The organism is Sulfitobacter maritimus (assembly GCF_013346665.1).
In the GTDB taxonomy this organism is placed as follows: Bacteria; Pseudomonadota; Alphaproteobacteria; order Rhodobacterales; family Rhodobacteraceae; genus Sulfitobacter; species Sulfitobacter maritimus.
The window spans coordinates 41213-66541 of record NZ_JABVBB010000037.1 but is presented as its reverse complement, the minus strand read 5'-3'; the positions used below and the strand labels follow the sequence as shown (position 1 = coordinate 66541).

Here is a 25329-nt window from a genome sequence, read left to right as displayed (position 1 = left end):
ATGATCGAACGCGTCCACACCAATCAACGTATGAGCAAAATCGTCAAACATGGCGGCGTCGTGTACCTCTGTGGGCAGGTTGGCAGCGGGGACACCGTGGCCGAACAGACCAAAGACTGTCTGGGGCGGGTTGACAAACTGCTGCGCGAAGCAGGCTCTTCACGCGCGCATATGTTGCAAGTGGTGATCTGGTTGGCCGACATGGCGGACTTTGACGAGATGAATGAGGTCTGGGACGCTTGGGTGCCGGAAGGCGCCGCCCCGGCCCGCGCCTGCGGAGAGGCCAAGCTGGCGGACGCTGATCTGCGTGTCGAAATTATCGTGACTGCTGCCCTCGCTGAGTGAGGTTTTGCAGGCGGCCACGCTTGCCCTCAAGTTGCGAGCAGGTGGACGCAAATCTCTTTGCCTCTGCCTGCCGCTTAATCCGACGATAGCTGCGCCCAACTGCGGAGCAGCCGGAGGGTCAGCGCCGCTCACGTCATACCGCGAGGGCGTGCCGCCGGATGTATAGCCAAAGGTGGACCGTTTACTCTTGGCCCTCGCGCACTAACCTTCATGCGTGCTGCATCCTGACCACGAGCCATGCCCCAGATGACCAGACCTCCCTATCCTGTGACCCCGGATGGACGGTATTTTCTGGTAAAGAACCGTCTGTGGCGCTGTAGCAACCCGGCTTTGCCCGTGGCGGAACGCGCAGCGCATGTAAAAGAGCTTATGCAAGCGCGGGCGGCAGTGAAGAATGCAAAGACGGACGCTGCCGTAAAGGATGCCCGGCGTCGGGTACATACGGCCAAAGTGGCACTGGGCGAACGCGGCCCTGTCTGGTGGAACGACGGCGCTCCGGATGTGAACCGCCATCACCCAAAGAACACGGCCTATGCAGATTGGTGGCGCGGCCTGCCGCCGGATTAATCCGCGCCTTTGGCAATGGCGATACGGTAGATCCCGCGCAATGTCTTGGGGTCAACGCGCTCCCCGCCCTGCTTAATGACAACCGCCCCTTCACGCTCCAGTCGGATTGCTTGGTCTCGAATAGGGTCCATCAAAGGACGCCACAGGGCGTCATCCTGCCCACCAAGATGCCGTGCGACTTCTGAGGGGCAGATGGTCTTGTTCGCCCCCCGCGCGGCGGCAAGTTCGACAATCGCTTCGGCGATGCGTTCAGCGTCCATTAAGAGGCCTTATCCTGTCAGTCCGGAACATCGATGCGGTCCTTTACCCCCGAGATTGACCTCTTGTCGACTGGCGGAGCTATCATCGGCAGCGCCATGCCCGTGCCGCCGGGGGATGCCATGTGGTTGCGCCAGCCCCCCGGTTGCCGATGCAGCGCCATTACCACGTCCCCCCGTTAGCGGCGCGGGTCAGATATCCTTTACAAGGCGCAAGGCGTCGTAGATCGCTGCATGGGTGTTGCGCGACGATACGGCATCGCCAATCCGGAAAAGCTGAAACACGGCTTCGGGGTTTGCCTCAATGCTCTGCGGCCGCCCGTCAATCAACGCGGCATGATCGACAGCCCCCTCATTGCGGGACAAGGGTTTGAGGTCAAAATACAGGTCATCCAGCGGCATCGTGCCGTAGTTCACAACCACCTGATCGTATTCCGCATGGGTGACGCGGTCGGAATAGTCGGTGCCAAGGGTCGCGCGCAGACGGTTCCCGGCCCTGTCCAATCCGACCAGACGCTGGGCGATGGTAAAGCGGACATTGTCATGCTGAAGCGCCTTCATGTAGCGCGACAGGTTCATCGCCATGACCTCTGGCGCGAAGGACCGGTCGGGGGTCATGATCTCGATCTTGGCTCCGGTGCCAAGTGCCGCTTCGGCGGCCTGCAGACCAGCATGATCGCCTGCCTCGTCGTAGATCAGAATATCGCTGCCGGGAGCAACATCGCCCGACAGGATGTCCCAAGACGTCACGGCGAGCGGGAGGTCTGTGTCGGTTTCATACAGCATCGTATGCGCCATTCCCCCGGTCGCGACGATCACCACGTCCGGCTCAAGCGCTGTCACGTCTGCGGCCTCGGCATAGGTGTTGTACCTGATATCGACGCCTGCCGCCTCGCATTGCGCAACGCGCCAGTCGATCAGGCCCATCATCTCGGAGCGGCGTGGCGCGCGTGCGGTCAGGCGGACTTGGCCACCGGGCGCGCTGGCGGCTTCCAGTAAAGTCACCGCATGACCGCGCGCCGCTGCAACACGCGCGGCTTCCAGCCCGCCCGGCCCGGCGCCAACAACGACCACACGGCGACGCCTGTCCGCTGGGGTGATAGTATGCGGCATCGTCTCTTCGCGCCCGGTCGCGGCGTTGTGCAGGCAAAGCGCCATGCCGCCCTGATAGATGCGGTCCAGACAATAGTTCGCGCCGACACAGGGGCGAATGTCGTCCTCACGCCCCTCAATAATCTTGGCCACCAGATGCGGATCGGCCATATGCGCACGCGTCATGCCCACCATGTCGAGATGGCCTTCCGCGATTGCGTGACGGGCGGTGGCGACATCCTGAATACGCGCAGCGTGAAAGGTCGGTAGCCCCGTTGCATGGCGGATACGGCCTGCGAAATCCAAATGCGGTGCGGAACGCATGCCTTGGATCGGGATCATCTTTGTCATTGCGGGATCGGTGTGAATGCGGCCCCTGTTCACGTTTAGGAAATCGACCATCCCGGTCGCCTTGAGCATGCGCCCAATTTCGATGCCTTCGTCTTCGGTGATGCCGCCTGCTTGCATTTCATTCGCTGTGGCGCGGATGCCGACGATGAAGTCCGGGCCCACCCGCTTGCGCACCGCTGTAAGCACATCGGTGGTAAAGCGGATACGGTTTTCCAGCGTGTCCGCCCCGTATGGCCCGGTCAGAGTATTGGTCAGAGGCGACCAGAACTGGTCCATCAGGTGGCCGCCTGCGTAGAGCTCTACCCCATCCATGCCCCCCGCCTGCATCCGCTCCGCCGCTGTGGCGTAATCTTCGATGATCCGGGCAATGTCCCAATCTTCAAGCACCTTGGGAAAGGCCCGGTGGGCGGGTTCGCGGTGGGGGCCGGGCGACACGGCAGGCAGCCAGTCGCCCTTGTTCCATGTGGTGCGCCGCCCCAGATGCGTCAGTTGGATCATCACTGCCGCGCCATGTTCATGACAGGCATCGGTCAATTCGCGGATCCACGGCACGACCTCGTCGCGATAGGCGAGGATGTTGTTGAACACTGGCGGGCTGTCGCGTGACACTGCCGCCGAGCCTGCCGTCATCGTGAGCGCCACACCCGCACGGGCGCGCTCCTCGTGATACAGGCGGTAGCGTGCCTTGGGCATCCCGTCTTCGGGATAGGCCGGTTCATGGCTGGTGATCATCACCCGGTTGCGCAGGGTCAGGTGCTTTAGCTGGTACGGCGTGAGCAGCGGGTCGGTCCCGGGGGTGTCCTTCATGGCGCGTTCCTAACAGTCGAGTACGATGTCGGTCAGCGGACGGCTGACGCAGGGCAGGATGAAGCCACGGTCGATCTCGCGTTGGCGGATGCCGCCGTCATGGGACATCGTGACCTCGCCGGAATGTTTAAACGTTTTGCAGGTGCCGCACATCCCCCGCGCACAGGACGAAGGAAGCGGCAGCCCCGCTTGTTTGACCGCCGACAGGATCGTCGTGGTCTCGGCGCAGGAAAACACTTGGCCCGATTTCGCGAATGTCACGCTGCGCACTGGCGTTTCTGTGCTTGGCGTGACTTCGGCCTCGGGCGAGGAGAAATCAAAGCTTTCCTCGCCGTAGCGCTCTGGCGGCACACCTGCCGCACGCGCAGCGGCGCGGATCATCGCCATGAACCCCTGCGGCCCACAACACAGAACGGTGCGCCGGGCCAGATCAGGGACGATCCGCGCCAATGTGGCCGCGTCCAGCCGCGTTGCCCCGGCCTCGCGCGTGGTCATCCGCGCCACGGTAAGGTTCGGCAGCCGGTGGGCGAGCGCGTCCAACTCCGCCGCCGCGATCAAATCTTCTGTCCGCGGCGCGACTTGGATCAGCACCGCGTCGATATCAATGCCCCGGTCAGCGGCGGTGCGCAGGATCGACAGCATCGGCGTCACGCCACTGCCCGCCGCGATCAGCGCATAGGCATCGCCAGGCCAAGCCGCAGGGCCGAACCGACCCGAGGGGCCAAAGGCTTCAATACGCGCACCGCGGCATAGCGTGGCATGCAACTGGCATGATCCTGCGCCTGCCTGCCGCTTGACGGTGATCTCAATGCCCCCGTCGCGGGCCGCCGACGAAGAAATGGTGTAGCACCGCTCAATGCGGCCTGCCTCCGTTTCGATGCGGAATGTCATGAACTGGCCCGGATCATGTTCAATCCGGCTGCCATCATCCGGGGTCAGCAGGAAGGTCCGCACGTCCGGCGCTTCGTCCCAGACACCACGACAAACCAGCGTGCCCCAGCGGTCTGGCGGAAAGCGCCGTCGCCGCCGCGTGTCCCATTCGGTGAGGTCGATCTCGGTCATAGGGCGTAGCCATTTGCCTGCATCCGCGCGACATACCATGTGGCGAATTCATCAAGCGCACGTTCGGTAAAGCGCGAATAGGGGCCCGGACGATATCCGGCAGAGGACACCCCGCGTTGCGCCAGCGACACCAGATGCGCGTCCTCGGCGTTGGTGGTTTTCCAAACCGCTGTGAGGTTTTCGAGATCATAGTCCTCCCCTTCGACAGCATCGGCATGGACCAGCCATTTGGTGCGCACCAACGTCCGGTCTGGCGCAATCGGATAGGCTGCAAAGATCACCGCATGGTCCGACATGATGTGGTTCCAGGAATTGATACCCCACAGATGCACGTCGCCCATCCAGGGGCGGCTCGCTTGGCCCAGCGGGATCGACACGGCAGCGCGGGTGTCGGGCGTTTGGCTCTCACCCAGACCCGCGATAATCAGGCGCTGCGTGCGGAAATTCGTAGGCCAGCCGACGGTGTGTTCGACAGGCTCATAAGCCAGCCCCTCCTCAGCCCAATGGGTGCCGTATTTCGCATAGGCATCAAGCAGAGCGTTCGCCTCCGCCCGCTCGTTCTCGGTCAGGTTTTCGGGGTCATATCCGAAATCGGCGGCATGAAAGCTGAGCGAAAGCTGCGGATGGTTCGACGCGCAGTGATAGCACTCCCGGTTGTTTTCCATCGTCAGTTTCCAGTTGCCCTCTTCGATCACATCTTGCTCAAAGGCGACCTTTGCATTGCGCAGGTCATAGTCTGCCAAACGCGGCTCCATGACGGCGGCCAGTTCTTCGATATCGTCAGGCGGTTCCGCTGCGAGGCAGGCATAGAGGATGCCGCCCACGTCGCGTAGTGCCACCGGCTTGAGGTGATGCAGCGCGTGGTCGAAATCGACACCCATATGCGGAGCCAGCGCCAAGGCGCCATCTAGATCATAGGTCCATTGGTGATACGGACATACGAGCTTGCCGACGATGGACCTGCCCGGCGGCACCAGCCGCGCGCCGCGATGCGAACAGACGTTGTGAAAGGCGCGCAGGACACCGTCGTCATCGCGCAAGATCACGATGGAAGACGGCCCAATATCAACCGCGATGACATCGCCTGCTTCGGGGACATCACAGGCAACGCCCACGGCGATCCAGTGTTGACCAAAGATCGCATCGCAATCCGCCGCCCAGACGGCGGCAGACGTATATAAGGGTGCGGGCAGCGTATGGCCCGGACGGCGCGCCGCAAGATAGCGCGCGACTTCGGTGTGGTTTCCTCCGTCAGCATCAAGCATTGCATTCCTCCCCGTAACACACGAAACAGCCTGCGCCTTACAATGACTTGCCGCAACGGCATTTCCGGGCCAGAAATGCATACGCTCAGCGAATGGAAAGGAGCGCCCATGCATAGGTTGCGTCGCAGCATTTCGTCTTTGACCGCCCTGCTGACTTTCGAAGCCGCCGCACGGCGCGAGAGCTTTACCCGCGCCGCCGAGGAACTTGGCGTGACACAGGCAGCCGTATCCCGGCGGATGAAGCAACTGGAAGCGGAGATTGGGTGCCACCTGTTTTTACGGGCCAACCGGCGCGTGTTGCTGACGGAAGAAGGCACCGCGCTGTTCGCCGCCACCAGTGACGGATTTGACCGCATCGCTGACGCCGTCGCCGCTATCCGCGAACGCCCGGCAGACCTGACGGTCGCCGTGTCGGTCGCCTTCGCGCATTTTCGGCTGCTTCCCGAATTGTCGTCGTTCCGGGATATCACGCCAGACGCCAATCTGCGCGTGGTGTCGAGCGATACATGGACCGCGCCGGATGACCCAAGCATCGACATTGCCGTCAGATACGGAGCGCCGCCGTTTCGTGGCATGACGGTCCTCGGATCACTAGGTGAAACCGTGGTGCCAGTCTGCGACCCGGCCCGCATCGGGGAGTTTGAACACTGCGACATTGAGGACCTTATCGAAGGGCGCTGCGGCGCGCTGATTGAGGCAGACGCGCCTGAACCCACCTGGATGGGCTGGGACCAATGGTTCACCGCACAGGGCCGCACGACCCGCCCCACCGGCAAATGGCTGCGGTTCAGCAGCTATTCAGACGGTATATATGCCGCGATGGCGGGTCAGGGCATTGCGTTGGGCTGGAAGGGGCTGATCGAACGCCCCCTCAGCGATGGCCGTCTTGCGGCCATGCCACTGCCGATCCTCAAGCCGAAAGAGCGCCATTGGATCATGGTATCCGACAAGGTCGCGCCATCGCCGCAGGCAGAAGCGTTCGCATCGTGGATGGAAGAAACGATGGGCTTTGTTTCGTGACGCGCATTCAGTAGCGGACCAAAAACATTCTCCCCTCTTCGATCATTCCCCCATCAAAGCGGCATCAAAAGGATATTTGGTGAGGTTCTCAAAGCCGTCCTCCGTAATCAAAACTTGGTCTTCGAGCTTGATCGTGAAACTTCCGTCCACTTCACCCACCGCCGCCTCGACACAGAGCACCATCCCCGCCTCAAGCGGATAGTCGAACGCCCCTGCCACGGCTTGGTCCGGATAGGCAACCAACGGCCATTCATCACATAGACCGACACCGTGCATCAGGCAGCCGTATTTCTGCGCCTGAAATTTGTCGTCCAATCGGTGCGCCTTTGCGGTCAACTCAGGGATCATCACCCCCGGTTTTAACATTTCCATATTCGTCATGATATGTTCGTGCGCGTGCTGCATCGCATAGATCATCTCTGCGGGTGGCTTTTGATCCCCGATCCACCAACTGCGCGAAATGTCCACGCAGATGCCGTATGCCCCGATAAGGTCGGTATCAAAGCTGATGATCTCATTGGGTTGCGTCAGGCGCGGACCACATTCTTGGAACCACGGGTTGGTCCGCTGTCCTGAAGCCAGCAGCCGGGTTTCGATCCATTCCCCCCCACGGCGGATGTTTTCCGCGTGAAGAATGGCCCAGATTTCATCCTCGGAGGTGCGGCCATTCCAAACATTGGCCCGCGCGAAGTCTTCCATTGCCCTCACGCTGGTCTCGCAGGCATGAGACGCACAGCGCATGGCCAGAATTTCATCTGGGCCTTTTATCGATCTGGATTTTTCGGTGACCTCTTCACCGTCCTTGATCTCAAACCCCTGCGCCTGAAGGGCAGTGAGCCCGTGCAGCATGATCTTGTCCACCGCGAGCTGCTTTTGATGCGGCGCGTGTTCTTGCAGCAAAAGCCGCACCTCATTGGCAAAGACGTCTGCCGCGACGTCGATCTTGTCACCGCGATCAAAATAGAAAAGGTCCGCGCCGGACCGTTGTTCAGCAACCAAAGGGTTAATCGCACTCAAAAACGGCGCGTTCTTATAGTCCCAGATGACCATATAGCCATCCGCACAAAGCAAGACCGCTCGAAAGGGATTGTGCGTGTTCCACAGTTGCATGTTGGTCGAGTCGGTTGCGTAGCGAATGTTCAACGGATCAAACATCAGCAGCCCAGCATAGCCGCGATCAACGATATGCTGGGTCAGCCGCGCATGTCGGTACCTGCGCATATTGGCGAGGTTTGGCAGGGTAAGATTTGCGCCCTCCCATTCACGCATGGCCAGTTGCGTTGGCCCTATCTCGATCCGATCTTGATCATTCGGAGAGCTATCGCCAAGCGTCGCCCCGCGCGTGGGATCGATTTTTCGGGTGTCGCGATGGTACGTGTTCACGGTGCGGCGTCTCCATTCTCAGGCAAAGCCTCGCGCAGATGAAGGGCCGAATATTGTCTGTTTACGACTTAAAGCCGGGCAACCGCGCAACGCAGAGGATGTCCGCCCCTTTAGAAGCCCCTACTCGCCAATTCTCGACAGTATCGCAGTAGTGTCCTGATTGCTGATCGCCCCGGCAACACGGCCCCTCTCGCCTGAAAGCCGCGTTGAGACAAAGGCCGAGGCGATGGGCTCTGGCGCATGTCGGATCAAAATCGAGGCGCTCAGCAGATATGCGGTTTGCTCTACGAACCAGCGGGCGTCTTCTTCGGGCGGGAGGCTGCTCCAACGCGCGCGGTAGGCTCTGAGTGCTGCGTCATAGCGCGGATCAAGTCCGGCAACGGCGTCCAGTTCGGCATCTATGACTTCCCCCGCACGCGGGTCCTTTGCGAGGCTGCGCAATACGTCGAGGCAGATGACGTTGCCCGACCCCTCCCATATGCCGTTGAGCGGGGCCTCACGATAGAGCATGGGCAGCGGTGTGTCTTCTATGTAGCCCATGCCACCAAGGACCTCCATCGCCTCCCCGACGACCAAGGGGCAGAGTTTGTTGTTTATGAACTTCGCCAAAGCGACCCCGATACGGGCGAAGGCACGATCCTCTTCGGTCGCCCCGTCAAAGGCGCGAGCGACCCGCATTCCCAAGGCAAGCGACCCTTCCCAATCGAGCGTCAAATCTGCCAAAACGCTGCGCATTAACGGCTGATCGATCAGGTTTTTCTGAAAAGCCGTTCGATGGGCAACCCAGTGATGAGCCTCGACCAAAGCTGCGCGCATCAGCCCCGCAGGGGCCATGGCGGTGTCCAGCCGCGTGTGGTGGACCATCTTGATAATCGTCTGGATGCCCCGCCCCTCCTCGCCGATCTGGTAGGCCAGTGCGCGGTCATATTCGATTTCGGCAGAGGCGTTGGAGCGGTTTCCAAGTTTGTCCTTCAACCGTTGAATACGAATGTTGTTACGCGCCCCCTCCAGCCAGCGCGGCACCAGAAAACAGGTCAACCCTTTGGCCGTTTGCGCGAGCGTTAGCAGCCCGTCTGACATCGGTGCCGAACAGAACCACTTGTGCCCGGTCAGCCGCCACGCCGCCCCGTCGGCCTCTGCCCGTGTCGCGTTGGTCATGACATCGGAGCCGCCCTGTTTCTCGGTAATGGCCATGCCGATGGTGGCACCACGTTTACGCGACACCGGCTCGACAGAGGGGTCGTACTGCCGGGACAGGACCTTGCTGTTCCAGTCCGGCGCGATGCCCTCTGCGGCAGCCAGGACGGGAACAGATGCATAGGTCATCGTCAGCGGGCAACAATGGCCCGGCTCCACTTGACTGGCGAGATAGACCATCGCCGCATGGGTCGCGTGGCCGCCCGGCGCGCCCTCCCACGCCACGGCTGCATACCCCGCCGCTGCCGAAAGTTCCATGAATTGGTGGTAAGCCGGATGATACCGCACCTCGTCCAAGCGGCGGCCCCAGCGGTCAAAAAGAGTGAGTTCGGGCGTATGGCGATTGGCATCGCGGGCGGCCTCGCGCAACTTGGCCTGTCCTAACGTCTGCGCGTAGCTGCGGAGCGGGTCGGCCTGCGCACCCATCTGTGGCGCCATCGACCGCAAAACCGGGTCTGACTCCCACAGGTCGCTGTCGCCCCGGCTCTTCGGCTGGTTATAGACCTCATGTGTGCCAAGATCCGATTGCGGGACAGTGTGCGTCATGACAGCCTCATTAATGCAGACAGACCGGGCCAGCGGGGTGCCACATGGCACGCCAAAGCCGCCCACGGTTGATGCTGAAGTTTAGTACCTATCGTGTTTTCAGTCCATCATAACGCTATCGCGGCCTCGATGTGGCGGGTGCATGGAAATTGCCCGATGATGCCCCAACCCGCCTGCCCCGCCCTTAATCGGCCAAAAATGACGCTAATTCATCTCTGCGTGCGATGGTGTCGGCATAGCCCCGATCGATCAAATCACCGATATAGGCAGGTTCGAACATCAGATAACTTTCCAACCGCCCATCATGGTCCCAAGCGCCGAGCATCTTCATCAGCAGGCGAATTGTGCGCGGCAGGTCACCTGAATGGGGTCGAGCGATGTCCCGCAGGTCGGTCGAAGGCGCGAGCAGCAATGCAGAGATGGGGCGCAGTCTTGCGTTTTGCCGCTGGTCCCTACTCATAATGCTGAGCGTCTCGTTGATCCGCAACATCCGCTCATAGTCGGCTTCAAAGTTGTCATTGAACAAAATGTCGAGCGCATGGCCTGCAATGTCACCAAAGGTTGGTGGCGCTGTTGGCAACTCTTGTGGCGAGACCTGTAGCGACGGGTCGCGTGTGGCGATAACCAAGACCCGATCGGCACCCGTTCGGATCGCAGGCGACAAGGGTGAGGTGGACCTGAGGGACCCATCGCCAAAGTATTCGTCCCCAATCTCTACAGGATCGAAAGCAAATGGCAGGGACGCAGAGGCCAGTAGATGCGCAGGCCCTATCGACACCCGCCGCCCGAGCCGACGTGCACGGTGCCAGTCGGCGACGCCCTCCGCCCCATCAAAGAACGTCACCGCGACACCGTGGCTGTAGCTCGACGCGGTGACGCAAAGGGCATGAAGCGCACCGCTGGATATCGCCTGATCCAACCTTTCGCGATTGAATTCACGTTCCAGCAACTTTCGCAGCGGCGTGTGGTCAAGCAGGCTGCCCCCTGTCCGCGTCCTCCCGAAACGCGATAGGAGAGTCCCGGCCAAGCGAGAACTGCTCAGAAGGGCCGTGAGCGGAATGGTCTCGTAGATTGAAGTGCAATGGAGCCCTCTCCACAACTTTTCAAGATGGCGAACCGCGACTTGAAAGTCCTGCGCCATGACAGCGACCGGGGCCGCGTTAATAGCCCCAGCAGATGCGCCGCAGACAATTTGAAAGGGCGACCGCCGTGCGCCGGTGATCTGCGCAATAGCTTTGAGAACGCCGACCTGATAGGCGCCGCGCGCGCCGCCGCCTTGAAGCACCAAAGCGGTCTTTCCGTAATCTTCCTTGACCATACGCGCATCCCATTGCCGCAGATCGACGGGCAGCTGACCACCCGCCTTGCATCGATCATGCGCCGGTCGCGGCGGCGAATAAAGCACTGTTCGCAATAAAGACTGTCGCGGCATGGCCCGCCCGCACACCCCGCAAGCTGGAAAATGCGTCATAGGCCGTGGACCGCGAAAGCCCCCACCGCGCATCGCGCCATGAAAAACATTTTGGCAGTTTGCGATATATCCGGCTACACTTTCGCCCAAGACAGCGCTTTCGCGTCAGCTCCCCGATCAGGATTGACGCGATATAAAACTTAAGAAGCGATTACTCGACCTCAACCGGCCTGCCAAGGGAGCGATCTGATGTCCGGCAAACATATCGTCTATCACATTCCCGTCTGCCCCTTCTCGCAGCGGCTTGAAATCCTGCTTGCCCTACGGGGACAGAAAGACGCTGTTGAGTTTCGCGTCGTCGACATTACAAAACCGCGCGACCCGGCCCTGCTGGCAAAAACGCAGGGCACCACAGCACTGCCCGTTCTGGAAACCCCGAGCGGCGCAATTTTAAAAGAAAGTCTGGTGATCCTTCGTTATCTGGACGAAGTGATCGAAGGCCCGACGCTCCGCCAAGAGGACCCGTTAGACCATGCGATCGAATCCATGTTGATCACCCGAGAGGGGCCGTTCACCATGGCGGGATATCTCTTTGTGATGAACCAAGATCCGGACCAGCGCGACACACACGCCGAAAAATTGCTCGGCATTTACCGCGATATTGACAGTTTCCTGCGTCATCACAGCCGCAAGGAACCTTTCCTTTTCGATGAGTTCGGGCTCGCCGAAACGGTGTTCACCCCGATGTTCAAACGCTTTTGGTTTCTCGATTACTACGAGGGCTTTGAATTGCCCGACACGCCGGACTACCGGCGGGTACGGGCATGGAAAGACGCCTGCATGGCCCATCCTGCAACCCAGCAAGTCAACAAAGAAGAGATCGTGAAACTGTATTACGATTATGCTCTCGGCGCAGGGAATGGCGCGCTGGTCGAAGGTCGCACAGTCTCAAGCTTTGCGTTCTTGCCGCACTGGAGAGACCGCCCTTGGCCACCGCGCGACAAATATGCAGACAGCGCCAGCGACGAAGCGTTAGGGTTGGTTTAAGCAAGGCCCGCGCTCGTGGGATGTGGCTGTCAGACCGCCGCCAGAAATTGAAGTGCGGAGGTAAGTAACACTTCTAGTCGACGGCGGGTACGGAAAGACGCCTGCGCAACCCATCCCGCAGCCCAGTAAGTCAACAAAGAAGAGGTTGTGAAGCTGTATTACGATTACGCCCTTGGCGCAGGGAATGGCGCGCTGGTCGAAGGTCGCACAGTCTCAAGCTTTGCGTTCATGCCGCACTGGAGAGACCGCCCCTGGCCACCGCGCGACAAATATACAGACAGCGCCAGCGACGAAGCGTTAGGGTTGGTTTAACCACGGCCCGCGTTCGTGGGATGTGGTCTGTCAGGTTGCCGCTCGTAATTGAAGTGCGGAGGTGACTTACACTTCTGGTCGACGGCGCCTATGCCTTCCAGTTCGCCACGACCTCGCAGCCATGGGGCGTTGGCATCTCGGCCAGATGATCGGCCATCCTGCCCCAGAGCTCACGCACCTTTTCGGCATTGTCGTCTGATGTTTTCTGGCTCTCTACGACCGAGATCACATAGCCGCTTCCGTCGTCGTTCAGCACATTCAAGAACTGCTTCAGCCCCGGAAGTGCCAAGATATCGGCTTTCATTTCGCTTAATGTGTTTAACGCAGCCTCTCGGGCTCCGGACTTCAGTTGGTATGGTGTTACACGCGCAAACATAGGACTATCTCCCAATAGTTTTTGAGTGTGCCATGTACCGAGCACTTGATGAGAGTAGCACACAAACGATCCGTCCGGGGAAAAACCGTCGCGGGTCGGCCCTCTCGGCGTTGGTACGCGCAGAACCAACCGCCAGTGCAGACAGGCCGCAGCAGAGCCCTTTTTGCCCCGAAACTCGGGGGCCACCTTAGCGCTGGCGGAAAATCAAGTTGTCGGACCAGTCAAAATGCCACTGTAACCCAGCGGCGCTCATCTAGATAGAACGCCGCGAAGCACACAGTGCCTCGGATCGCGCCGTAATTCGCACAACCTTTACCCGGCTTCCGAGACAGCTTTACCCTGTCTCACAGCCTCAATGCGTCCAAGCGCCCCGCCGTCCGGTCGCGAAGTTCTCGCCATAGCCCCCGGGGCGGATGTTGGGCTTGCGCTTGTTGGGGTCTTGGACCAGCGCATCAATGCCATGGTCGCGGGCGTATTCTTCGGCGGCTTCGCGGGTGTCGAACTGCAAGCGCACTTGGCTTTGCGTATCCCCCGAAGACGTCCAGCCCATGAGCGGATCAACCGAACGCGCCTCTGCCGGGGCGAATTCGAGCACCCAGACGCGGGTCTTGGCGGTGCCGGAGGACATCGCAGTGCGGGCGGGTTGATAGATACGTGCGGGCATGTCGCGTCTCTCATTTCTGGAACCTGTGAACTTATCTAATATTCCACGGCAATGGGCAAGGGACGGCGAGATGCAACTGCTGCACTGGAATGCTGCACCGCAGAGACTACATAAGACCCACCTCAATGGAGCGCCCTTAATGTCCCCCTTCGCTTTCTTCGCCCTGCAAAGCCAGTTCGCCGCGCTTGCAGTGGAAACTCAGATCGTTATGTCCCTGCGCCTTATGGCTATGGCGGGCGCTCTGCCTGCGCGTCCGGGTGAAAACAGCCGGATGATTTCGGAAAAAGGCCCGGCCCTTACGAAAGCCGTCAGCGCCGGAGCACAGGCGGCAATGGCGGGCAAGGCGCCGGAGCAGATTATTAACGCGTCCCTCGCCCCGCTCACGCGTAAGGTGCGGCAAAATCGTAAACGATTGATGAAGTAAGGCGGTTTCGTCGTGAAAACCTTGCATAGCAGCCTCCCGCCCCCTTGAACACAGCGCGAAAGGGGGCACCTATGTCTCTGCCCGACCGAGGATATCCGCGATGCCCTATGCCCATTCCGACAAATCCGAGGGGATGCCCCTGCTGGCTAACCCCGCGCCAGACGTGCGCAACCGCCCCAAGCTTGAGGGCGGCAAGAAGTTCAACCTTGTCACCGAGTTCGACCCGGCAGGCGACCAGCCCACGGCGATCAAAGAGCTGACCGAAGGGGTGATGTCGGGCGAGCGCGATCAAGTGCTTTTGGGCGCGACCGGCACAGGCAAGACCTTCACCATGGCCAAGGTGATCGAAGAGACGCAGCGTCCGGCGATTATCCTTGCCCCGAACAAAACATTGGCCGCCCAGCTTTACGGCGAGTTCAAAGGTTTCTTCCCTGATAACGCGGTGGAGTATTTCGTCTCCTACTACGACTATTACCAGCCCGAAGCCTATGTCGCGCGGTCGGATACTTTCATTGAGAAAGAATCGCAGATCAACGAACAGATCGACCGGATGCGCCACTCTGCCACCCGCGCGCTGCTAGAGCGTGACGACGTGATCATCGTGGCCTCAGTGTCTTGCATCTACGGCATCGGCTCGGTTGAGACCTATGGCGCGATGACTCAAGATCTGAAAGCGGGCGAGATGTATGACCAGCGCAAGGTCATCGCGGACTTGGTGGCGCAGCAGTACAAACGCAACGACGCGGCTTTCCAGCGTGGCTCTTTCCGCGTGCGCGGTGACAGTCTTGAGATTTTCCCCGCCCACCTTGATGACCGCGCATGGCGGCTGTCTTTCTTTGGTGAGGAGTTGGAGAGCATCACCGAGTTCGACCCGCTCACTGGGGAGAAGACCGACACCTTTGACCAAATCCGCGTCTATGCGAACAGCCACTATGTGACGCCCAAGCCCACGATGTCGCAGGCGATCATCGGCATAAAAAAAGAGCTGCGCACGCGACTGGACCAGCTGGTCGCCGAGGGCAAGCTGCTCGAAGCGCAGCGGCTGGAGCAGCGCACGAACTTCGACATTGAGATGCTGGAGGCCACCGGGGTCTGCAACGGGATCGAGAACTACTCGCGCTACCTCACCGGCCGCGCACCGGGCGAGCCGCCCCCGACCCTGTTCGAGTTTATCCCCGACAACGCGATCGTTTTTGCGGACGAAAGCCACGTCTCGGTCCCGCAGATCGGCGGCATGTACAAGGGCGACTACCGGCGCAAGTTCACGCTGGCCGAACACGGTTTCCGCCTGCCGTCCTGCATGGACAACCGCCCGCTGAAGTTCGAGGAATGGGACGCGATGCGCCCGCAGTCTGTCTTTGTCTCCGCCACGCCCGCCGCGTGGGAAATTGAACAGACCGGCGGCGTTTTCACCGAACAGGTCATTCGCCCCACTGGCCTTTTGGACCCTAAGGTTGAAATCCGTCCGGTTGAGATGCAGGTCGATGACCTCTTGGACGAGGTGCGCAAAGTGGCCGCTGATGGCTACCGCACGCTCTGCACCGTGTTGACAAAGCGCATGGCCGAAGACCTTACCGAATATATGCATGAACAGGGCATCCGCGTGCGCTACATGCATTCGGACATCGACACGATTGAGCGGATCGAAATCCTGCGCGACCTGCGGCTCGGGGCCTTTGACGTGCTGATCGGGATCAACCTTTTGCGCGAAGGCTTGGACATTCCCGAATGTGGCCTCGTGGCCATTCTCGACGCGGATAAGGAAGGGTTCCTGCGTTCTGAGACTTCGCTTATCCAGACCATCGGCCGGGCCGCGCGGAACGCCGAAGGGCGCGTTATCATGTATGCCGACCGCATCACCGGTTCGATGGAGCGTGCGATGGGCGAAACCGACCGGCGCCGCGCGAAGCAGATCGCTTATAACGAAGAGCACGGCATTACCCCGGCCACGGTCAAAAAGAACGTGGAGGATATTCTTGCCGGTCTGTACAAAGGCGACGTCGATATGAACCGCGTGACCGCCAAGGTCGACAATCCGCTCGCGGGCGGGAACCTTCAGGCGGTGCTCGATGGCCTGCGCAGCGATATGCGCAAAGCGGCAGAAAATCTCGAATTCGAAGAGGCCGCGCGCCTGCGCGATGAGGTCAAACGGTTGGAGGCGGTCGATCTGGCCGTCGCTGACGATCCAATGGCCCGCCAACAAGCGATCGAAAAGGCAGTTGATACCGCGCAACAAGCCTCAGGCCGCAGCACCAGCGGGCGTGGGGGCATGCGCGGTGGCAATGTCAAACGGCGCAAAAAGCGTTAGGGGCCGCTTCATATCGACCCCCAACCGCTTGTCGTTCACCCTGCGCTAGCGCCGTAGGGCCGCCACCAAAGCCAAAACCAGCGCCGCGCCAATGGCCGCGACGATGAGCAGCACAAGTATCCCGCCCGCGGCGACGACAGTCACCCCAAGGGCGGCGAGGATAAAGGGCAATGCCACTGCGCCCGCCACGCCAAGGATCAGGTACATAAGCCGATTGCGTCCAGCCACAGCGCCCGCAATGGCGCCAGCGGCGAGACCGACAACGACGAGGGCGATCAGCGCAACAGCGCCCAGTGCATCAAGAAAAGCTTCCATAATTTCCGACTTTGTCTTGGAGCAGGCTCTGGGCCCGCCCGCGTGAATTTAAATAAACGGAACGAAAGGCACGCCGCATCCGGCAAGGGACAGCAGCATGCCAAGGATCATCATACGGCGCATTAAAAACCTCAGGTTGGGGCGAAAGTGCCTGCCTGACCATTTGGCCTGAACACCGATGAATATTCAATGACCAAGGTCAGGCGCTTTCCTTAATCCGCCGATACCGCGCGGTTAATGAGGCAGCGAGTTGACGATCTGCCCTTCAGAGCCAGTAATACGGCACGCCGTAATAGTCCAAGGACCGTTCCTGCCAAGCGCGATCTGTGTGCCAATTATCATTCCGCTCCGGAGCGCCTTTGACCTTTTGCTCGTCGATATCGGTCATGAAGCCATCGCGCGCGGGATCATATTTCAGCGCATCCCATGGGACGGGATAATGCTCTTCGCCCAGCCCCAAAAAGCCACCAAAGCCCATTACAGCATAGGCAACCTTGCCGGATTTTTTGTCGATCATAAGGTGATCAATATGGCCGATCTCCGTTCCATCGCGGCCAAAAACCACGGTGCCATTTACATTGTCAGAGGAAACCAAAGATGCGGGTGCAAGCGTATCAGTCATGGCCTGTTCCTTTCGTTGCTAGGTCAGGAATAAAACGCTTTGCTGTTGGGGCCGGTTCCGCGCACTTGCCTACATCTGCGGCAAATGGCCGACCGCCTACCGATCAGGCCCGGCGGAACAAAACCGCGCCGAGCGCTGTTGGTTCGCCAAGCAAACGTAAAAATTTTAAGGAGATCACCAGTGGAATATGGACTTCTCGGCCTCATCATCTTCATCGCGGACATCTACGCCATCTATCAGGTCGTCACCTCTGGCGCCTCTGGTGTTGCGAAAATCGCCTGGGTGCTGGGGATCATCATCTTGCCCGTCCTCGGCTTTATCGCATGGCTGATCGCAGGCCCGCGCGGCAACAAGGCGCATGTATAACGGCGCTACGCCCTGCCGATGACGTCGCCCAAGACGACAACAAACCCGGCGCTTCCCGCGTCGGGTTTTTACATTCCTGAACTCGTCGCAACGAAATGTTAACCACGATTAACCAAGATCGCAGCAGGAGCCTGCCATGCGATCTGTCCCTTCTCTGCTCGTCCTGCTGTATCCGCTTGTCGCCACCCCGGCTCTTGCGGGGCCGTGGCTGCGGGAAGAGGGCAAGGGCTTCCGGTCCACAAGCGTATCGGCCTCTTATTTCTATGACCTGAGCCAAAGCACCTATCTAGAATACGGCTGGCGCGACGATCTTACTCTTGGTCTTGATATCACCACCTCCCAAAGCCGGTTCGGTGAGCTAAAGGGCAGTGGCACTCTGTTTCTCCGGCTCCCGCTCGGCACCCCCGGTGACACGGGCAGATGGGCCTATGACCTTGGCCTTGGAGCCAGTTGGAGGGGGGAGTTGGTGTCGCCTCATATCAAGGCGGGACTTTCATGGGGGCGCGGCTTTACCAAGGGGGACCGAAATGGCTGGCTGACGGTCGATGCCTCTCTCAAATGGGACTTTGGCCTTGCCGAGCAAGAGATCAAAATCGACAGCACCGCCGGGTTTGACTTTACCGACCTTACCAGCGCAATGGTTCAGCTTTTCGTAACCACCACGCCCACCACCACGTCGGTAAGCCTTGCCCCCTCGGTCATTCTATCGCCTGACTGGGCCAAACATCGCATTCAAATCGGCACCGAAACACCCATCGACCGGCCCGAAGACACCTTGCTTAAGCTCGGACTATGGCGGGAGTTTTAATGGACGCCCGCCATAGACCTTTAGGAACGCGTCGCCCCCTAACGGTTGTCCATCCGCACCAAGACCGACACTTTCCCCTTTACCGGCGTTCTCCAAACCACATGCAATTGGTCCCTGTCCGGCCCTTCGGAATGTCGCACATAGGGCATATCGAACTGCGCGACATTATTTCCATTCCGGATCGCCCCATGGGCCACCACCGCATCACTGTGCAACGCCTGCCCCTCAAACGGCAAATGCCCCGCCGTATCGATCACCCAAATGTCCGACGGCGTGGTCTGGCTATGCTCAATCTCGGCCACATTCTCCACCTGCGTGGTAACGGCGTGGAAGGAATTACCCTTCATCACAACATTCTTGCAGCGCGACCGATCAAGATCGGCATAGGTGCTGTCCACCCGTTCAACGCGGTCGATGTTGCCATTAAGGCTGCGGAAACGATTGCCGGTGATATTCACGCCATTGAGGTAATGCCCCGCCCCATGCGGCTTAACGATGATATAGCTGAACCACGGCGCCACCTCGCCTGACAGAAAGATGTTGTCACTAATGGTGAGCGCGCTGAAGGAATAGCCGTTCGAATGATCCGGCGTCGGGTCCTGCTCATTGGTCCATTCGACAAAGCAATTGTCGATGTAATTGCCCGACACCACCGTGCTCGTATGCGCCGCCGCGAGGATGAGCCCCGCTGATCGGACGCCATTCTCGATCGCGTCACCCTGGAAAAAGTGGTTGCCCACTACAATGCTATTGCCCCCGGCAAGCATCGCGAAATGCCGAAACTTTGTGGCCCGGCAATCGCGCAGCTTGACGTCATTGGCATTGGTGTTCAGCGCGATGGTCTTGCGGTTCGGCACTGTCAGCGCATCTTCGGCCGACAGGAACTGGCAGCGGTCAATCAGCATCCCCTGACAGCCCACCCCGGTTGAAGTTACACCCCGATCCATCGGGCGGCTGATGAAACAGTCCCGCAGGTGAAAGATCAGCCCGGAGGGCGCGAGGTTGACCGCACTGCAACGGTTGTTGCACTGAAATTCGACATCCGCCATCACGAATTTCGACAGCGAGGCAAAGCCGCTGAAATCCACCAGATATTGAAACTTGCGGAAGGTGAAGTTCTGCGTGCCTGCCGCATCGAACAAAGGCGCGTTCAGCGTAACCTCCCGCGTGGCCACGTTTTTAGACTTCACGTAGATCTCACGCCCAACCCCGTTGCCTTCGATCAATGCCCCCACCGGCACATTGGCGACATTGGTCACATTGGTCAGCCTGCGGGCGTTGGACGGCGAATAGGTCGCCTGCGAGGTCACCACTTGCGTGTCCCAAGCGCTGCTCGCTCCGGCTTCGATCTGGCCGTTGCGGATTACCCGGCGCGTGGCATAGCTGGTCTTGTCCGGCACCGCGGTCTGCATGTCGAGCGGGCTGGTCACCGTGATCTTGCGCCCGCCCATATCTAGGGAATCGTGATCGGCATTGCTCAACAAGGCCTGAAACGCCTTCAGGAACGCCACACGCTCATTCTCAAAGGCTTCGACATAGCTCGGCAGGTCAAAGTTGCGCCGCAGGATGAGTACAGCAGCCGTGGGCATGGTGACATGACCTTCGAACTTCACCGGCGTGTCGAATGTCACATCCCCGTTCAGCAGGTAATTCCCCGCCGGCACCAACACCGTGCGCCCGTCTGCGGCGGCATTGGCGGCCTCAAAAGCAGCGGTGTCATCCGTCACGCCATTGCCGACCGCCCCGTAATCCCGCACATCGACTTGCGCCAGCATATCCCGCAGAAAGACCGAGGTGACGTCCTCAATAACAATATCATCGATCCGCACCACGCCCCCGCTCGGCCCGGTCAAGTCCAACCCCAAATGGCCATAGGCGGCGCCCGCGCCCCAAACCATATCGACCCCGCCCCGGTCCCCGCTGCCAATGATCGCCGTGACCTCAACCACATCGCCATAGCTGGATAGCTCGGTCGCCGGGCCAAACTCGGCCACCCCGCTCACCTTGGCCCCGCCCGACCGCGCCGGGTAGCCCGCGATCCGCACAGATGGCAGATTGCCGCTCACCGCTTTAACCCGCGCCGTCACCCGCAGATAGCAGCCCGGCAGCAGCGTGGTCTGGCGCATGTAGCGCAGTCTCTGTGTGGCCTCTGTCTTGACCAGTTCCAGCGCCCCGCCAAAATCCTGATCCGCCGGGACAAAGGCCGCATTGGCCGCGTTTTCATAGGAATCCGATCCCGGCGTGCCATTGCCGCTCGACCAGACATCCAGACCCGCTGCAAAGGGTGTGGGCATCAGCACCACGCCATCGGTAATCGCCTTATTCATCGCATTTCCTTTCCCCCGGCCGCCAACGGGGCGCGCCGTACAATTCCTCTGGCTCGGTCAAGCCGAACCGCGAGGTCAGGGAAATATCAACGATGTGTTAAACGGGGCTGAGACGACCGTGCGCTAGAGCCGCAACAAAGGCTCAAACATTCATCCCCGGTGCGTCGAGAATCTGCACCGCACCGATGCGCCACCCTTCGTCAGTCTGCTGCATCAGATAGGCGAGCAAATGCGTAAACCCGGCCGCATCCGTGATCTGCACCACCTGAAATATGTCGCGGCCCTCCCCGCGCCGCTCCAAAAACCGCACCTCGGCGGGGTTCTGGACCATCGGGTAGCCGCTGGTCACCATCTGGCGAAAGTTCTCGGGCGTCTGGAAAAACCGCTGCAACTGCGGCGTGGCAAATTCGAGCGCGCCCGCGAAATCATCGGCGCGAAAGGCGTCGAATTGCCCGGTGATCGTCGCTTCGATCTCAGCCTGCTGTGCGGCTGCGCCAAAGCTTAGGAGGGCCGATAGAACCAGCCCTCCGAAGACTGTCAGGATGCCGTTGCGCATGTCTTTCCCCTTCGCCCTTGCTGACTTAATCTAAGTCACGCAAGAGCGAGGGCAAAAGTTTCACGCCGTGGTCAGCTTGCCTGCCAGCGCATCATCGATAAGTGCCACGGTCTCATCCACGCCATAAAGCGCAATGAACCCGCCGAAACGCGGCCCTTGGCTGGCGCCCAGCAGAACCTCATAAAGCGCCGTGAACCAGTCGCGCAGCGGATCGAAACGCTCCTTGCCCACCGCGAAGACCATGCTCTGCAACGCTTCAGCATCCAGTCCGCCATCCCAGACCTTGAGCCGGTCGCGGAGGTCTTCCAACGCCTCGCGTTCCAACTCCGTGGGCGCACGGAACACCTTCTGCGGCTTTACGAAGTCATTGAAATAGCGCACCGCATGGCCCGCTGCCTGATCCATACCGGGGTTGGTCTCCGGCGTGGCCTCCGGCGCATAGCGTTGAATGAAGCCCCAAAGCTGCGACTTGTCCTCGGCGCTCGACACGCTCGCGAGGTTCAGCAGCATAGAGAATGGCACCACCATATCCGACTTCGGCACGTCACCCCCGTGGATATGCCAGACGGGGTTGTTCAGCCGCGCCTTCACGTCCTGCGTCTCATAGGCGCGCAGCTGTTGGTGGTATTCATCCACCGCCTTAGGGATCACGTCGAAATACATGCGCTTGGCCGTTTTCGGCTTTTGGAACATGAAATACGACAGGCTTTCCGTGCTGGCATAGGTCAGCCACTGGTCGATCGAAATGCCGTTGCCGGAGGATTTCGAAATCTTCTGCCCGTTCTCATCAAGGAACAATTCATAACTGAAATGCTCCGGCTTCTTACCGCCCAAGATCTCGCAAATCCGGTCATAGATCGCCGTGTTGGTTGCGTGTTCCTTACCGTACATCTCAAAATCGACGTCCAGCGCGGCCCACCGTGCGCCAAAGTCCGGCTTCCATTGCAGTTTCACATTGCCGCCAGTCACTGGCAGCGTCATCTCAGTGCCGTCCTCATCGTCAAAGGTGATCGTGCCCTCTTTGGCGTTGACCTCCTTCATCGGCACATACATCACACGGCCTGTTTCAGGGTGGATCGGCAGGAAGATCGAATAGGTCTGCCGCCGCTCTTCGCGCAGAGACTTCAGCATTACCGCCATGATCTCATCGTATTTCTCGCAAGCGCGCAGCAGCACCTCGTCGAACTGGCCGGAGCGATAAAACTCGCGGGCAGAGTAAAACTCATACTCGAACCCAAAGGTATCCAAGAACCGGCGCAGCATCGCGTTGTTGTGGTGGCCAAAACTCTCATGCGTGCCGAAAGGGTCCGGCACCGAGGTCAGGGGCTTATGCATATGCTCTTCCAGCATCTCGCGCTGCGGCACATTGCCCGGCACCTTGCGCATCCCGTCCAGATCGTCCGAGAAACAGACCAGCTTGGTCGGAATGTCACTGATCTCCTCAAAGGCACGCTTGATCATCGTGGTGCGCAGCACCTCGCCAAAGGTGCCGATATGCGGCAGGCCAGAAGGGCCATAGCCCGTCTCAAACAGCACAAACCCCTTTTCTGGCGGCTTCTTCGCATAGCGTTTGAGCACCCGGCGCGCTTCTTCAAAGGGCCATGCTTTGCTGCTGAGTGCCGCGTCTCGGGTCTCGGACATGTCAGATCATCCATATTTTGCTGCCCCCGCGCCCTATGCGCGGCAGGTCGCCTGTTCCTATTGCGTCACCGGGGTCGGGTCAATATTCTGCGCCGCAACATACCTGTTCAAAGGATATACACCATGGACGACGATACCTCCCCTTCCTTTAACGCGCAGGACAGTCTCGTCGCCCTGATGGTCGCGGTTTCTGCGTCAGACGAAGACATCCGCACCGCTGAATTGGTCAAGATCGAAGCCGCACTCTACCTGCTGCCGATCTTTGCAGGCTATGACAATGACCGCGTGTCAACGATCAGCAAGACGGTTCTGGACCTGTTTGAGCAGGAAGAGGGGCTAGATGCCCTGTTCGGCCTGATCCGCGACGCCCTGCCCGAACGGCTGAATGAGACTGCCTATGCGCTCGCCTGCGATGTGGCTGCGGCGGATGGCAAGTTGGGCGAGGCCGAGCTGCGTCTGCTCGAAGAGATCCGCTATGAGTTGAACATCGACCGGCTACACGCGGCCGCGATTGAGCGCGGCGCACGGGCGCGGCATCTGACCTAAGCGGCCTTAAAGCTCCGGTTCCAACTCCGCATCAGGCGCGGGCGCATTGTCCGCCACCGCCTCCGATGCCGGGTCCGACGTGGTCTCGGTCTCCGGCTCTGGCGCGACGACGGGCGCAGGCTCCGGCACCACTGTCACGTTGTAAAGCAGCGCCCAGCGTTCCAACAACCCGCGCTGAACGCGTTTCGCCCGCCCATTCCATGTGCGCGCACCGGGGGGGCGCTCGCGTTCTTCCCGGCTGATCTTGGCGCGTTCCTCCGGGTTGGCTGACAAGACCGCAAAGGCTAGCACCCGCCCTTCCGGCGTTGTCACGAAGCCTGCGAGTGCAGAGACAAAGTTCAGCGTCCCGGTCTTGGCGTCGATCTTGATTGGATTGTCACGCTCTGGCCGCCCCCGGTCATCGCGCAGATAGACAGGTTTTAGGATCGGCCGCAGTCCGGTACCGTGGATGCGGCCCAAAGCCCCCGCCATGTCTCGCGCTGTCATCTTGCTGTCGTCGCTGAGGCCCGAATGATCCACCATCTGCGGGTTTTCCATCCCCAGTTTTTCCACCGACCAACGGTTCATTTCCGCCGCCGATGCGCGCAGACTGTCGAGCGGCCCGGCCCGCGCAACGCTCGCTGCCATCCCAACCATCTCGGCGGTCAGGTTGGTTGAATATTTCAGCATGTCCTTCAGGATCGACCGCAGATCGGCGCTGGTATGAACAATCAAAGCCTTACCACCCGGCAGGCTGTCGATCATCTCAGCCTCCGGCAGATCAATGTCCAAGCTCTTGGCAATGGTGACAAAAACATCACCGGCATAAGGCCCCGGCCTGCGCACCGGCAACCAACGCGCACCGCTTTTGCCCAAAGCGCCTTTCGCCACCGTCCACACATCGCGCCCGGCCTTGTCCTCATAGGTATAGACGGGCCCCCTGCGATCCACGACCTCCATCGTAGCAATGCGCACCGCAGGTTGATAGCGGGCCGAGCGGCCTTCCATCGTGACATCATACCCATTGCTGCCGCGTTGCCATTCGAAATGCACCCGGTTGTAATTCAGCGCAATGCCGGAAAGACCGGGGTTATAGCCGACCTGATCGGGCTGCTCTGGATCAATCGCGGGCGTCCGAGGGAAATCGCCCTCATAGACTTTGAAACCGCCCTTCACCCCTGTGATCCCTGCGGTTTTCAGCTTTTCCGCCATCACGCCAAGATCATCGGAATCCAGTGTCGGGTCTCCGCCTCCCGCGAGGATCAGATCCCCCTGCACGACACCATCGACAACATCGCCGGTCGCAATCAGACGGGTTTCAAACACATGATTTGGCCCCAGCACATCCAGTGCATAAAGCGCAGTGATCGCCTTGGCACTGCTGGCCGGCGGAATGCCCATATTGGCATTTGCGGCCTCCAGCCAAATCCCGCTGTCCACATCGACTACGGCAAAGGCCACATGGCCTTTGATCCCGCTGTCGGCAAGGATCTCCGAGACGTTGGGAATCGCCTGTTTGTAGAGATCCGCATCCCGCCCCACCGGGCGCAGAGAGGCTGTTGGCGGCTCGGCCATGGCAGAGACCGCAGCAAAGGCAGAGACGGCTGCGCCGAGGAAAAATCGTCGTGTGTAAATCTGGCTCATGGGGCTGATATAAAGCGCAAGCTGGACTTGGCCACAACCACTCTGGCGGTCCGGCGCCTTTCGCGGTTGCACAAATCCGCCGACCTGCTAA

The 25329-nt window shown here is 60.1% G+C and carries 25 protein-coding genes; 10 read left to right on the top strand and 15 right to left on the bottom strand.

The features are described 5' to 3' along the window. Positions 1-345, top strand: a complete 345-nt coding sequence (locus tag HTT03_RS14120; RefSeq protein ID WP_174860431.1) for a RidA family protein — start codon at positions 1-3, stop codon at positions 343-345. Between the two features lie 246 nt (positions 346-591). Further along, positions 592-912 carry a hypothetical protein gene (locus HTT03_RS14115; protein WP_174860430.1) on the top strand — a complete coding sequence of 107 codons (321 nt, stop codon included), beginning with the start codon at positions 592-594 and terminating at the stop codon, positions 910-912. On the opposite strand, the gene HTT03_RS14110 is transcribed toward HTT03_RS14115, so the two are convergent. The 4 genes from HTT03_RS14110 to HTT03_RS14095 all read right to left on the bottom strand — a co-directional run bounded on the left by HTT03_RS14110 (position 909) and on the right by HTT03_RS14095 (position 5746). Continuing rightward, the gene (locus HTT03_RS14110; protein ID WP_174860429.1) at positions 909-1172 is read right to left on the bottom strand and encodes a DUF3253 domain-containing protein; all 264 of its coding nucleotides are present in this window, start codon (positions 1170-1172) and stop codon (positions 909-911) included. The two genes, HTT03_RS14115 and HTT03_RS14110, sit on opposite strands and share 4 nt — an antisense overlap. A 189-nt stretch (positions 1173-1361) precedes the next feature. Next, positions 1362-3419 (bottom strand): oxidoreductase, encoded by a 2058-nt coding sequence (locus HTT03_RS14105; protein WP_174860428.1) that lies wholly within the window; start codon positions 3417-3419, stop codon positions 1362-1364. 9 nt (positions 3420-3428) lie between these two features. Then, on the bottom strand, positions 3429-4481 hold the full coding sequence (locus HTT03_RS14100; RefSeq protein ID WP_174860427.1) for a flavin reductase family protein: 1053 nt from the start codon (positions 4479-4481) through the stop codon (positions 3429-3431). Next, positions 4478-5746, bottom strand: a complete 1269-nt coding sequence (locus tag HTT03_RS14095; RefSeq protein ID WP_174860426.1) for an aromatic ring-hydroxylating oxygenase subunit alpha — start codon at positions 5744-5746, stop codon at positions 4478-4480. The genes HTT03_RS14100 and HTT03_RS14095 overlap by 4 nt, the downstream gene beginning before the upstream one ends. Positions 5747-5854: 108 nt before the next feature. On the opposite strand from HTT03_RS14095, the gene HTT03_RS14090 reads away from it, so the two are divergent. Continuing rightward, positions 5855-6766, top strand: a complete 912-nt coding sequence (locus HTT03_RS14090) for a LysR family transcriptional regulator (protein WP_174860425.1) — start codon at positions 5855-5857, stop codon at positions 6764-6766. 42 nt (positions 6767-6808) lie between these two features. On the opposite strand, the gene dddP is transcribed toward HTT03_RS14090, so the two are convergent. From dddP to HTT03_RS14075, 3 genes are all read right to left on the bottom strand, one after another. Then, positions 6809-8149, bottom strand: a complete 1341-nt coding sequence (dddP, locus tag HTT03_RS14085; protein WP_174860424.1) for a dimethylsulfonioproprionate lyase DddP — start codon at positions 8147-8149, stop codon at positions 6809-6811. A 120-nt stretch (positions 8150-8269) separates the two neighbouring features. Next, the gene (locus tag HTT03_RS14080; RefSeq protein WP_174860423.1) at positions 8270-9892 is read right to left on the bottom strand and encodes an acyl-CoA dehydrogenase family protein; all 1623 of its coding nucleotides are present in this window, start codon (positions 9890-9892) and stop codon (positions 8270-8272) included. A 184-nt stretch (positions 9893-10076) separates the two neighbouring features. Then, positions 10077-11210, bottom strand: coding sequence for a patatin-like phospholipase family protein (locus HTT03_RS14075; RefSeq protein WP_174860422.1), 1134 nt, complete (start codon positions 11208-11210; stop codon positions 10077-10079). Positions 11211-11552: 342 nt separating this feature from the next. Between HTT03_RS14075 and HTT03_RS14070 the strand changes: the two genes are divergently transcribed. Together HTT03_RS14070 and HTT03_RS14065 are read left to right on the top strand one after the other, a co-directional pair. Then, positions 11553-12350 carry a glutathione S-transferase family protein gene (locus tag HTT03_RS14070; protein ID WP_174860421.1) on the top strand — a complete coding sequence of 266 codons (798 nt, stop codon included), beginning with the start codon at positions 11553-11555 and terminating at the stop codon, positions 12348-12350. Positions 12351-12497: 147 nt separating this feature from the next. Further along, on the top strand, positions 12498-12662 hold the full coding sequence (locus HTT03_RS14065; protein ID WP_217482838.1) for a hypothetical protein: 165 nt from the start codon (positions 12498-12500) through the stop codon (positions 12660-12662). Positions 12663-12750: 88 nt separating this feature from the next. On the opposite strand, the gene HTT03_RS14060 is transcribed toward HTT03_RS14065, so the two are convergent. Together HTT03_RS14060 and HTT03_RS14055 are read right to left on the bottom strand one after the other, a co-directional pair. Continuing rightward, positions 12751-13038: a hypothetical protein gene (locus tag HTT03_RS14060; RefSeq protein WP_174860420.1), complete on the bottom strand. Its 288-nt coding sequence runs from the start codon at positions 13036-13038 to the stop codon at positions 12751-12753. A gap of 352 nt (positions 13039-13390) precedes the next feature. Continuing rightward, complete coding sequence (locus tag HTT03_RS14055; protein ID WP_174860419.1) at positions 13391-13702, bottom strand: ETC complex I subunit; 312 nt, start codon at positions 13700-13702, stop codon at positions 13391-13393. Between the two features lie 139 nt (positions 13703-13841). On the opposite strand from HTT03_RS14055, the gene HTT03_RS14050 reads away from it, so the two are divergent. Then, positions 13842-14126: an antifreeze protein gene (locus tag HTT03_RS14050; protein WP_174860418.1), complete on the top strand. Its 285-nt coding sequence runs from the start codon at positions 13842-13844 to the stop codon at positions 14124-14126. A 100-nt stretch (positions 14127-14226) separates the two neighbouring features. Continuing rightward, positions 14227-16434 (top strand): excinuclease ABC subunit UvrB, encoded by a 2208-nt coding sequence (gene uvrB, locus HTT03_RS14045; protein ID WP_281361063.1) that lies wholly within the window; start codon positions 14227-14229, stop codon positions 16432-16434. Positions 16435-16479: 45 nt separating this feature from the next. On the opposite strand, the gene HTT03_RS14040 is transcribed toward uvrB, so the two are convergent. Continuing rightward, entirely contained in the window at positions 16480-16749 is a 270-nt protein-coding gene (locus tag HTT03_RS14040) for a GlsB/YeaQ/YmgE family stress response membrane protein (protein ID WP_174860417.1), read from the bottom strand. Between the two features lie 265 nt (positions 16750-17014). After that, positions 17015-17371, bottom strand: coding sequence for a PRC-barrel domain-containing protein (locus tag HTT03_RS14035; protein ID WP_174860416.1), 357 nt, complete (start codon positions 17369-17371; stop codon positions 17015-17017). Positions 17372-17551: 180 nt separating this feature from the next. On the opposite strand from HTT03_RS14035, the gene HTT03_RS14030 reads away from it, so the two are divergent. Both HTT03_RS14030 and HTT03_RS14025 read left to right on the top strand, forming a co-directional pair. Then, on the top strand, positions 17552-17737 hold the full coding sequence (locus tag HTT03_RS14030) for a PLDc N-terminal domain-containing protein (RefSeq protein ID WP_174860415.1): 186 nt from the start codon (positions 17552-17554) through the stop codon (positions 17735-17737). Between the two features lie 136 nt (positions 17738-17873). Then, positions 17874-18545: a hypothetical protein gene (locus HTT03_RS14025; RefSeq protein WP_174860414.1), complete on the top strand. Its 672-nt coding sequence runs from the start codon at positions 17874-17876 to the stop codon at positions 18543-18545. Positions 18546-18583: 38 nt separating this feature from the next. Here the strand turns inward: HTT03_RS14025 and HTT03_RS14020 are convergent, their stop codons facing one another. The 3 genes from HTT03_RS14020 to HTT03_RS14010 all read right to left on the bottom strand — a co-directional run bounded on the left by HTT03_RS14020 (position 18584) and on the right by HTT03_RS14010 (position 23069). Further along, positions 18584-20872 carry a glycosyl hydrolase family 28-related protein gene (locus tag HTT03_RS14020; RefSeq protein WP_174860413.1) on the bottom strand — a complete coding sequence of 763 codons (2289 nt, stop codon included), beginning with the start codon at positions 20870-20872 and terminating at the stop codon, positions 18584-18586. A 142-nt stretch (positions 20873-21014) separates the two neighbouring features. Next, positions 21015-21428 (bottom strand): DUF4864 domain-containing protein, encoded by a 414-nt coding sequence (locus tag HTT03_RS14015; RefSeq protein ID WP_174860412.1) that lies wholly within the window; start codon positions 21426-21428, stop codon positions 21015-21017. A 60-nt stretch (positions 21429-21488) separates the two neighbouring features. Then, the gene (locus tag HTT03_RS14010; RefSeq protein ID WP_174860411.1) at positions 21489-23069 is read right to left on the bottom strand and encodes a lysine--tRNA ligase; all 1581 of its coding nucleotides are present in this window, start codon (positions 23067-23069) and stop codon (positions 21489-21491) included. Positions 23070-23192: 123 nt separating this feature from the next. On the opposite strand from HTT03_RS14010, the gene HTT03_RS14005 reads away from it, so the two are divergent. Beyond that, entirely contained in the window at positions 23193-23615 is a 423-nt protein-coding gene (locus tag HTT03_RS14005; RefSeq protein ID WP_174860410.1) for a tellurite resistance TerB family protein, read from the top strand. A gap of 6 nt (positions 23616-23621) precedes the next feature. Here HTT03_RS14005 and dacB read toward each other — a convergent pair whose 3' ends face one another. Next, positions 23622-25238, bottom strand: coding sequence for a D-alanyl-D-alanine carboxypeptidase/D-alanyl-D-alanine endopeptidase (gene dacB, locus HTT03_RS14000; protein WP_174860409.1), 1617 nt, complete (start codon positions 25236-25238; stop codon positions 23622-23624). Between the last annotated feature and the right edge of the window lie 91 nt (positions 25239-25329).

Bases quoted from the DNA above. Each gene is read 5' to 3' on its own strand.
- HTT03_RS14060 (WP_174860420.1), bottom strand. From the start codon at position 13,038: ATGTTTGCGCGTGTAACACCATACCAACTGAAGTCCGGAGCCCGAGAG.
- HTT03_RS14055 (WP_174860419.1), bottom strand. From the start codon at position 13,702: ATGCCCGCACGTATCTATCAACCCGCCCGCACTGCGATGTCCTCCGGC.
- HTT03_RS14090 (WP_174860425.1), top strand. From the start codon at position 5,855: ATGCATAGGTTGCGTCGCAGCATTTCGTCTTTGACCGCCCTGCTGACT.
- HTT03_RS14110 (WP_174860429.1), bottom strand. From the start codon at position 1,172: ATGGACGCTGAACGCATCGCCGAAGCGATTGTCGAACTTGCCGCCGCG.
- HTT03_RS14100 (WP_174860427.1), bottom strand. From the start codon at position 4,481: ATGACCGAGATCGACCTCACCGAATGGGACACGCGGCGGCGACGGCGC.
- HTT03_RS14020 (WP_174860413.1), bottom strand. From the start codon at position 20,872: ATGAATAAGGCGATTACCGATGGCGTGGTGCTGATGCCCACACCCTTT.
- HTT03_RS14025 (WP_174860414.1), top strand. From the start codon at position 17,874: ATGCGATCTGTCCCTTCTCTGCTCGTCCTGCTGTATCCGCTTGTCGCC.
- HTT03_RS14035 (WP_174860416.1), bottom strand. From the start codon at position 17,371: ATGACTGATACGCTTGCACCCGCATCTTTGGTTTCCTCTGACAATGTA.
- HTT03_RS14050 (WP_174860418.1), top strand. From the start codon at position 13,842: ATGTCCCCCTTCGCTTTCTTCGCCCTGCAAAGCCAGTTCGCCGCGCTT.
- HTT03_RS14080 (WP_174860423.1), bottom strand. From the start codon at position 9,892: ATGACGCACACTGTCCCGCAATCGGATCTTGGCACACATGAGGTCTAT.
- HTT03_RS14075 (WP_174860422.1), bottom strand. From the start codon at position 11,210: ATGGTCAAGGAAGATTACGGAAAGACCGCTTTGGTGCTTCAAGGCGGC.
- HTT03_RS14105 (WP_174860428.1), bottom strand. From the start codon at position 3,419: ATGAAGGACACCCCCGGGACCGACCCGCTGCTCACGCCGTACCAGCTA.
- dacB (WP_174860409.1), bottom strand. From the start codon at position 25,238: ATGAGCCAGATTTACACACGACGATTTTTCCTCGGCGCAGCCGTCTCT.
- HTT03_RS14095 (WP_174860426.1), bottom strand. From the start codon at position 5,746: ATGCTTGATGCTGACGGAGGAAACCACACCGAAGTCGCGCGCTATCTT.
- HTT03_RS14115 (WP_174860430.1), top strand. From the start codon at position 592: ATGACCAGACCTCCCTATCCTGTGACCCCGGATGGACGGTATTTTCTG.
- HTT03_RS14010 (WP_174860411.1), bottom strand. From the start codon at position 23,069: ATGTCCGAGACCCGAGACGCGGCACTCAGCAGCAAAGCATGGCCCTTT.
- HTT03_RS14040 (WP_174860417.1), bottom strand. From the start codon at position 16,749: ATGGAAGCTTTTCTTGATGCACTGGGCGCTGTTGCGCTGATCGCCCTC.
- HTT03_RS14120 (WP_174860431.1), top strand. From the start codon at position 1: ATGATCGAACGCGTCCACACCAATCAACGTATGAGCAAAATCGTCAAA.
- HTT03_RS14070 (WP_174860421.1), top strand. From the start codon at position 11,553: ATGTCCGGCAAACATATCGTCTATCACATTCCCGTCTGCCCCTTCTCG.
- HTT03_RS14005 (WP_174860410.1), top strand. From the start codon at position 23,193: ATGGACGACGATACCTCCCCTTCCTTTAACGCGCAGGACAGTCTCGTC.
- uvrB (WP_281361063.1), top strand. From the start codon at position 14,227: ATGCCCTATGCCCATTCCGACAAATCCGAGGGGATGCCCCTGCTGGCT.
- HTT03_RS14015 (WP_174860412.1), bottom strand. From the start codon at position 21,428: ATGCGCAACGGCATCCTGACAGTCTTCGGAGGGCTGGTTCTATCGGCC.